7 protein-coding genes are annotated in these 7,424 nt (G+C 59.6%); 3 read left to right on the forward strand and 4 right to left on the reverse strand.

Annotation, left to right across the window (positions count from 1 at the left end; all coding sequences use genetic code 11):
• Positions 1–11: 11 nt before the first annotated feature.
• The 4 genes from sdhA to ACMX25_RS38060 form a co-directional block, all read right to left on the reverse strand.
• Complete coding sequence (gene sdhA, locus ACMX25_RS38045; protein WP_414955012.1) at positions 12–1,790, reverse strand: succinate dehydrogenase flavoprotein subunit; 1,779 nt, start codon at positions 1,788–1,790, stop codon at positions 12–14.
• 3 nt (positions 1,791–1,793) lie between these two features.
• Positions 1,794–2,168: a succinate dehydrogenase, hydrophobic membrane anchor protein gene (sdhD, locus tag ACMX25_RS38050; RefSeq protein WP_165102064.1), complete on the reverse strand. Its 375-nt coding sequence runs from the start codon at positions 2,166–2,168 to the stop codon at positions 1,794–1,796.
• A gap of 2 nt (positions 2,169–2,170) precedes the next feature.
• Entirely contained in the window at positions 2,171–2,581 is a 411-nt protein-coding gene (gene sdhC, locus ACMX25_RS38055; RefSeq protein WP_414955013.1) for a succinate dehydrogenase, cytochrome b556 subunit, read from the reverse strand.
• A 167-nt stretch (positions 2,582–2,748) separates the two neighbouring features.
• On the reverse strand, positions 2,749–3,537 hold the full coding sequence (locus tag ACMX25_RS38060) for a GntR family transcriptional regulator (RefSeq protein ID WP_414955014.1): 789 nt from the start codon (positions 3,535–3,537) through the stop codon (positions 2,749–2,751).
• A 579-nt stretch (positions 3,538–4,116) separates the two neighbouring features.
• On the opposite strand from ACMX25_RS38060, the gene ACMX25_RS38065 reads away from it, so the two are divergent.
• The 3 genes from ACMX25_RS38065 to prpC form a co-directional block, all read left to right on the forward strand.
• Positions 4,117–5,103, forward strand: a complete 987-nt coding sequence (locus tag ACMX25_RS38065; RefSeq protein WP_414955015.1) for a malate dehydrogenase — start codon at positions 4,117–4,119, stop codon at positions 5,101–5,103.
• A gap of 162 nt (positions 5,104–5,265) precedes the next feature.
• Positions 5,266–6,261, forward strand: coding sequence for an HpcH/HpaI aldolase/citrate lyase family protein (locus ACMX25_RS38070; protein WP_414955017.1), 996 nt, complete (start codon positions 5,266–5,268; stop codon positions 6,259–6,261).
• A gap of 30 nt (positions 6,262–6,291) precedes the next feature.
• Positions 6,292–7,424, forward strand: a 1,133-nt coding sequence (prpC, locus tag ACMX25_RS38075; protein WP_414955016.1) for a bifunctional 2-methylcitrate synthase/citrate synthase, incomplete at its 3' end; no start/stop codon positions are given.

Here is a 7,424-nt window from a genome sequence, read left to right on the forward strand (position 1 = left end):
ATTCCTTTGCCTTAGAAGGTACGCGCTTTCGGCGGCACCGATTCGACCGTCAGCGGCGTCATGTGCACCGGCTTGTAATCGAGCTTGTCGCCTTCGCTGAACCACAGCGTGTGCTTCATCCAGTTCTCGTCGTCGCGAATTTCGAAGTCGCTATGCGCATGCGCACCGCGGCTTTCCTTGCGCGCTTCGGCCGAGATCATGGTGGCCCGCGCCACTTCGATCAGGTTCGCGAGTTCCAGTGCTTCGACCTTCGCCGTGTTGAACACCTTCGACTTGTCCTTCAGATGCACATGCTTCACGCGCTCGGACAATTCCTTGACCTTGTCCACGCCTTCCGACAGCAGCTTCGACGTACGGAACACGCCGGCATGCGCCTGCATGGTCGCGCGGATGTCGTTGGCGATCGACTGCGTGTATTCGCCCGACGACGAGTTCTCCAGCACGGCGAGGCGTTCAAGCGCAGCGTCGGCGGCATCGGCCGGCAGCGGCTTGTGTTCCTTCATTTCCAGCGCATGCTTGATGATGTGGTTGCCGGCCGCGCGGCCGAACACCACGAGGTCCAGCAGCGAGTTCGTGCCCAGGCGGTTCGCGCCATGCACCGACACGCACGAACATTCGCCGACCGCGTAAAAGCCGTTGACCGGCTCTTCGTAGCCGCCCTTTAGCGTGCCCACGACCTGACCGTGAATGTTCGTAGGAATGCCGCCCATCTGATAGTGGATGGTCGGCACCACCGGAATGGGTTCCTTGATGCAGTCCACGTTCGCGAACTTCATCGCGATTTCGCGGATCGACGGCAGCCGCTTCATGATGGTCTCGGCGCCAATGTGCGAGAGATCCAGCAAGACGTGGTCCTTGTTCGGACCGACACCGCGGCCTTCCTTGATCTCCTGGTCCATCGAACGCGAAACAAAGTCGCGCGGCGCCAGGTCCTTCAGCGTCGGCGCATAACGTTCCATGAAGCGCTCACCGTCCGAGTTACGCAGAATCCCGCCCTCGCCGCGCACGCCTTCGGTAATCAGCACGCCCGCGCCCGCTACACCGGTCGGATGGAATTGCCAGAATTCCATGTCCTGCAAAGCGATGCCCGAACGAGCCGCCATGCCGAGTCCGTCGCCGGTATTGATAAACGCATTCGTCGATGCCGCGAAGATCCGGCCCGCGCCGCCCGTGGCGAACAACGTGGTCTTGCCTTCGAGGATGTGGACGTCGCCCGTTTCCATTTCCATGGCGGTCACGCCGAGCACGTCGCCGTCGGCGTCGCGGATCAGGTCCAGCGCCATCCATTCAACGAAGAAATGCGTCTTGGCCGCGACGTTCTGCTGATACAGCGTGTGCAGCAATGCGTGGCCGGTACGGTCGGCCGCGGCGCAAGCGCGCTGCACCGGCTTTTCACCGTAGTTCGCCGTGTGGCCGCCAAACGGACGCTGATAGATCGTGCCGTCAGCGTTACGGTCGAACGGCATGCCCATGTGTTCGAGTTCATAAACAGCACCGGGCGCTTCACGGCACATGAATTCGATCGCATCCTGGTCGCCGAGCCAGTCGGAGCCCTTGATGGTGTCGTAGAAGTGGTAATGCCAGTTGTCTTCGCTCATGTTGCCGAGCGATGCGCCAATACCGCCTTGGGCCGCAACCGTGTGCGAACGCGTCGGGAACACTTTGGACAGCACCGCGACCGACAGACCCGCACGAGCCAGTTGCAGCGACGCACGCATGCCCGAACCACCTGCACCTACGATCACGACGTCGAAACGGCGACGCGGCAGGGACGTTTTAATTGCAGCCATTCTTTACACTCTCCAGAGAATCTGTGCCGCGTAGCCGATACAACCGACCAGCCAGAGGATCGTCGCCACTTGAAGGAACAGGCGCAAGCCGACCGGCTTGATGTAGTCCATCCAGATGTCGCGAATGCCGACCCACGCGTGATAAAAGAGCGAGAGCAAGGCTACGAAGGTGGCCAGCTTCATCCATTGCATGGCGAAAATGGAGGCCCAGCCGTCGTACGAAAAATCACGCGCGCCGAAGAACCAGAACAGCAGGACCAGCGTGTACAGGGCCATCACGACGGCGGTAATGCGTTGCGCCAGCCAGTCGCGCAAACCGTAGTGCGCGCCAACGACGAGGCGCTTGGGACCGATTCGATTGTTGTTATTCGCTGCCATTCTCAGAAGGCTCCGAAGAGTTTAAGCGCAACGACGATTGTCAGCAGGGATGACACCGCGAGCACGACAATGGACGTCTGCTTGCCGCCTTCCTTGCTCACTGCACGGTGCGTGTCGAGCAGCAGGAAGCGGATGCCGGCGCAAAAGTGGAACATGAAGGACCACGAAAGCACGAGGACGACGATCTTGACGAGGGGATTGGCGAGAAAGCCCTTGAACGAGTCGAAGCTGATCTCCGACGTGAGGCTTTGGTCCAGCAGATAAAGCAGAAACGGCAGCGCTACGAATAGAAGCAGACCACTAATGCGGTGAAGGATTGAAACCTTTCCCGCTAGTGGCAAGCGGTAGGTTGCTAGCTGAGCGATTCCGATATTCCGGTACTCAGGTCTTGGTTTTTTTGCAGCTTCAGCCATGCTAGACCCCAACTTTGTTATCACACTAGTCCGCGATTTTAGCGCCTTTTTATATCGCGCTGCAGCGAAATGCCGCGCAAGAGGCTATTGCTAGTCGCGTGAGAAAGACTCTTAAGCGCCCCTTGGGGCCTGCCGCCGAGCCGTCCACGTCCGCTTCAACACCCGCTTTAACTTAAATCGTTTTGATAGTAATAGCCGTTCGTGACATACCACCCGCGCCGCACTTCAACCGGCCGGTCGCCATACGTGTACGACACCCGCTCGACCGACAATAACGGCGACCCGGCTGCCACGCCAAGCAGTTCGGCGACCTGGTCGTCCGCACCGACAGCCCTGATTTTCTCCGATGCCCGGATCATGCGCGTACCGAACTCCGTTTCGAACATCGCATAAAGCGGGCCTTTGTAATCCGCCAGGCGTTCAGCCGTCAGACCGCGAAAGACCGCGCCGGGCAGCCAGATTTCATCGAAGACGGTGGTTTGGCCGTCGAATTGCAGCAAGCGCTTGATGCATACAACCGGGTCAGCAGGCTTCAGGTCCAGCTGGCGAGCGATCTCGGCGGGTGCGCGCAAACGGCGGCACTCCAGCAATCGGCTCACGTGGGGATGAAGGTCACCATCTTCCGGCAGCAATCGCAGAAAGCGAAACTGTACGCGATCTTCGTTGTGCGTTGCAACAAACGTGCCTTTGCCCTGACGGCGTACGAGCAGGTTGTCGGCAGCAAGTTCGTCGATAGCTTTGCGCACCGTTCCCTGGCTGACCTTGTAGCGGGCGGCCAACTCGACTTCGCTCGGGATCATTTCGCCGGGCTTCCATTCGCCCGATTCAAGCCCCTGGGTAATCAGGGCCTTGATCTGCTGGTATAGCGGGCTGAACGTAGGCGACGAGGCAGGCACGACTTCCGTCGCACCGGATGCGCCGGAAAGGTTCGTGGTGCTCGCTGGGTTTGAATTCATGCGCGCATTTCATCATAAAGCGTCAACGCGCGTCTAGCGTTTTCCCGGACATTCCTATGTCTTATATAAGACATATGATACGGTTGACTTTGCCCTGATCGAATCCTACACTCCTTGGCGAGCAAGGGTTTGCGGGATGCTGCGCGTGTCGTGCGGCACAGCCGCTGCGTCGGCCAGCTTTACGCCGGCCACCAAAAACGCCCCGGAACGCCCCATGACGCCCTACCGCTCATCGCTTCAAGCCGAACGGCTTTCGTGTTCGCTGCCGCTGCCAGTGCCCCGCTCTTGCAACGCCCGCGCGCCTTCGAAAACGCGACGCACGAGGTGTTGCGCGGCGCTGAACTGCAGGATCCAGCGCAAATCCCATGCTCACAGAGCCAGATTCCCAGCACGAGGGTCGGGCTGCGATTGCCGGCATGCTACCGGAAGGACAGTGACAATCTCGCTTCAGGCGCATTGGCATTGGGTTTTCGTGACAGCCCGCGCAGTTTGATTCACGTGCTTCATCAACGCTTCGCGTAACGCGCCTAAAATGGCGTTTTCCCCTAGCGTTTCACGCACCGTTCAGGAGTGTTCTCAATGGCTAAGTCCGCAAAGCGCGTTGCCGTCACCGGCGCCGCAGGTCAAATCGGTTACTCGTTGCTGTTTCGCATCGCCAATGGCGACCTGCTAGGCAAAGACCAGCCGGTCATCCTTCAGTTGCTCGACCTGCCGCAGGCGCAAGGCGCTGTCAAGGGCGTAGTCATGGAACTGGAAGACTGCGCGTTCCCGCTGCTGGCAGGCGTTGTCGTCACGGACGATCCGAAGGTCGCGTTCAAGGACGCAGATGTGGCATTGCTGGTCGGCGCCCGTCCCCGTTCGAAGGGCATGGAGCGTAAGGACCTGCTGTCCGCCAACGCTGAAATTTTCACGGTGCAAGGCAAGGCGCTCAACGACGTCGCCAGCCGCGACGTCAAGGTGCTCGTGGTCGGAAATCCGGCCAACACGAACGCGTACATCGCGATGAAGTCGGCGCCGGATCTGCCGAAGAAGAACTTCACGGCCATGCTGCGTCTCGACCACAACCGCGCGCTGTCGCAACTGGCATCGAAGTCGGGCAAGCCGGTGGCATCGATCGAAAAGCTGGCTGTGTGGGGCAATCACTCGCCGACCATGTACCCGGATTTCCGTTTCGCCACGGTCGAAGGCGAGTCGCTGACCAAGCTGATCAACGACGACGAATGGAATCGCAACACGTTCATCCCGACGGTTGGCAAGCGCGGCGCAGCGATTATCGAAGCGCGCGGTTTGTCGTCGGCAGCGTCCGCTGCCAACGCGGCTATCGACCACGTGCATGACTGGCTGCTCGGCACGAACGGCAAGTGGGTCACCATGGGCATTCCGTCTGATGGTTCGTACGAAATCCCGGAAGACATCATCTACGGTGTTCCCGTGACGTGCGAAAACGGCGAATACAAGCGCGTTGAAGGCCTAGAAATCGACGCGTTCTCGCGCGAGAAGATGACCGGCACGCTGAACGAATTGCTCGAAGAGCGCGACGGCGTCGCGCATTTGCTGGGCAAGTAAGCGGGTCTGGTTGTCTTTGCGTTTCACGCGAGTGTCTGGCCGGAAGGCCGGCGCTCGCTGCTGATTCGAGTGCGTTTGGTGTTTGAAAAGCGTTTGAAAAAACATCCGAACTCACCCGAATCCGCTGTTTCCACCCTCTTTACAAGCAACCCGACGCCGACGATGCGCGCTCTCTCCCCCGCCGAAGTCCTGTTTGAAGGCGATGTTCCACCCGCTGTGATGCCCCCTTGCGATCACTATGCAGGAAGCGAAAAGCTGATCAGGAAATCGCTCGCGCTGCAGGCGCAACTCGGGCCGGTATTCGACGTCACGCTCGATTGCGAGGACGGCGCGCAAGTCGGTCAGGAAGCATCGCATGCGGAACTGGTGGCATCGTTTCTCGGCAGCGAGGAAGACCGCTTTGGCCGCGTCGGCGTGCGCATTCATGACTTCGAGAACCGTGCGTGGCGTGACGACGTGCGCATCATCCTTCGCGCCGCGAAGAAGGCACCCGCGTACATCACTCTGCCCAAGATTCGCAGTGTCTTCGATGCCGCCGAAATGGTCGCGTTCGTCGAAGCGTCGCGATGCGAGTTCGGGATCAAGCACGCGATTCCGTGCCAACTGCTGATCGAAACACATGGTGCGCTGGCCGAGGTCTTCGAACTCGCGGCACTGCCGGGCGTTGAAGCGTTGAGTTTCGGGCTGATGGATTTTGTGTCGGCGCATAACGGCGCGATTCCCGATACCGCGATGCGCTCGCCGGGTCAGTTCGATCATCCGCTCGTGCGGCGCGCGAAGCTCGAGATCGCGGCGGCTTGCCACGCGCATGGCAAGGTGGCGTCGCATAACGTCTCCACGGAAGTGCGCGACATGAGCGTGGTCGCGAACGACGCCCAGCGAGCCCGCAACGAATTTGGCTACACGCGCATGTGGAGCATCCACCCGGATCAGATCAAGCCGATCGTCGATGCCTTCCTGCCGCGCAGCGATGAAATCGCGACTGCCACAGAGATTTTGCTCGCCGCGCAAAACGCGCAATGGGGACCGACGCGGTATCAGGACACGTTGCACGATCGCGCAAGCTATCGATATTACTGGTCGGTGCTGCGCCGCGCGAAAGCGTCGGCACAGGCGCTGCCTGAAGGCGCAGAGACGCTTTTTTTACTCGACAAATAACGCGTTCCACATATCAGGAGACTGGGTCGAATGAGCGATACGTTAGAGAAAGAGGCACCCGCCACCGGCGGTTTCAAACCGAAGAAATCAGTCGCGCTGTCGGGTGTGACAGCGGGCAATACCGCGCTGTGCACCGTCGGCAAGACGGGCAATGATTTGCATTATCGTGGCTATGACATCCTCGATATTGCCGGCACCTCCGAGTTCGAAGAGATCGCATATCTGCTCGTGCATGGCAAACTGCCGACCGTCGCTGAACTCAAGACGTACAAGGCCAAGCTCAAGGGTTTGCGTGGTTTGCCCGCGAACCTGAAAGCCGCGCTCGAATGGATTCCCGCATCGGCTCATCCGATGGATGTGATGCGCACCGGTGTCTCCGTGCTCGGCACCGTGTTGCCTGAGAAAGAGGATCACAACATTGCCGGTGCCAAGGATATTGCCGACCGCCTGATGGCCTCGCTCGGCTCCATTCTGCTGTACTGGTACCACTATTCTCATAACGGCCGGCGCATTGAGACCGAGACCGATGACGATTCCATCGGCGGGCACTTCCTGCATTTGCTGCATGGTGTTCCTCCGTCGAAGTCATGGGTCGATGCAATGCACGCGTCGCTGATTCTTTACGCCGAGCACGAATTCAACGCATCGACGTTCACGTGTCGTGTAATCGCCGGCACGGGCTCGGACATGTACTCGGCGATTACCGGCGGCATTGGCGCGTTGCGCGGCCCGAAGCACGGCGGCGCGAATGAAGCTGCGTTCGATATTCAATCGCGTTATCAGACGCCCGACGAAGCGGAAGCCGATATCCGTCGTCGCGTGGAAGCAAAGGAAGTGGTGATCGGCTTCGGCCATCCGGTGTACACGATCTCCGATCCGCGTAACAAGGTGATCAAGGAAATCGCGAAGAAGTTATCGAAAGAAGCCGGCGACACCAAGCTCTACGACGTCGCCGAACGCCTCGAAACAACGATGTGGGACGCGAAGAAGATGTTCCCGAACCTGGACTGGTTCAGCGCCGTTTCCTATCACGCGATGGGCGTGCCCACGGCCATGTTCACGCCGCTGTTCGTGATCTCGCGGACATCGGGCTGGAGCGCTCACATCATTGAACAACGTATCGATAACAAGATCATCCGGCCGAGTGCAAATTACACCGGGCC

The organism is Caballeronia eucalypticola, from assembly GCF_047608185.1.
Classification (GTDB): domain Bacteria; phylum Pseudomonadota; class Gammaproteobacteria; order Burkholderiales; family Burkholderiaceae; genus Caballeronia.

Coding starts and splice junctions, on each gene's coding strand:
- sdhC (WP_414955013.1), bottom strand. CDS start 2,581: ATGGCTGAAGCTGCAAAAAAACCAAGACCTGAGTACCGGAATATCGGA.
- sdhD (WP_165102064.1), bottom strand. CDS start 2,168: ATGGCAGCGAATAACAACAATCGAATCGGTCCCAAGCGCCTCGTCGTT.
- sdhA (WP_414955012.1), bottom strand. CDS start 1,790: ATGGCTGCAATTAAAACGTCCCTGCCGCGTCGCCGTTTCGACGTCGTG.
- ACMX25_RS38060 (WP_414955014.1), bottom strand. CDS start 3,537: ATGAATTCAAACCCAGCGAGCACCACGAACCTTTCCGGCGCATCCGGT.
- ACMX25_RS38065 (WP_414955015.1), top strand. CDS start 4,117: ATGGCTAAGTCCGCAAAGCGCGTTGCCGTCACCGGCGCCGCAGGTCAA.
- ACMX25_RS38070 (WP_414955017.1), top strand. CDS start 5,266: ATGCGCGCTCTCTCCCCCGCCGAAGTCCTGTTTGAAGGCGATGTTCCA.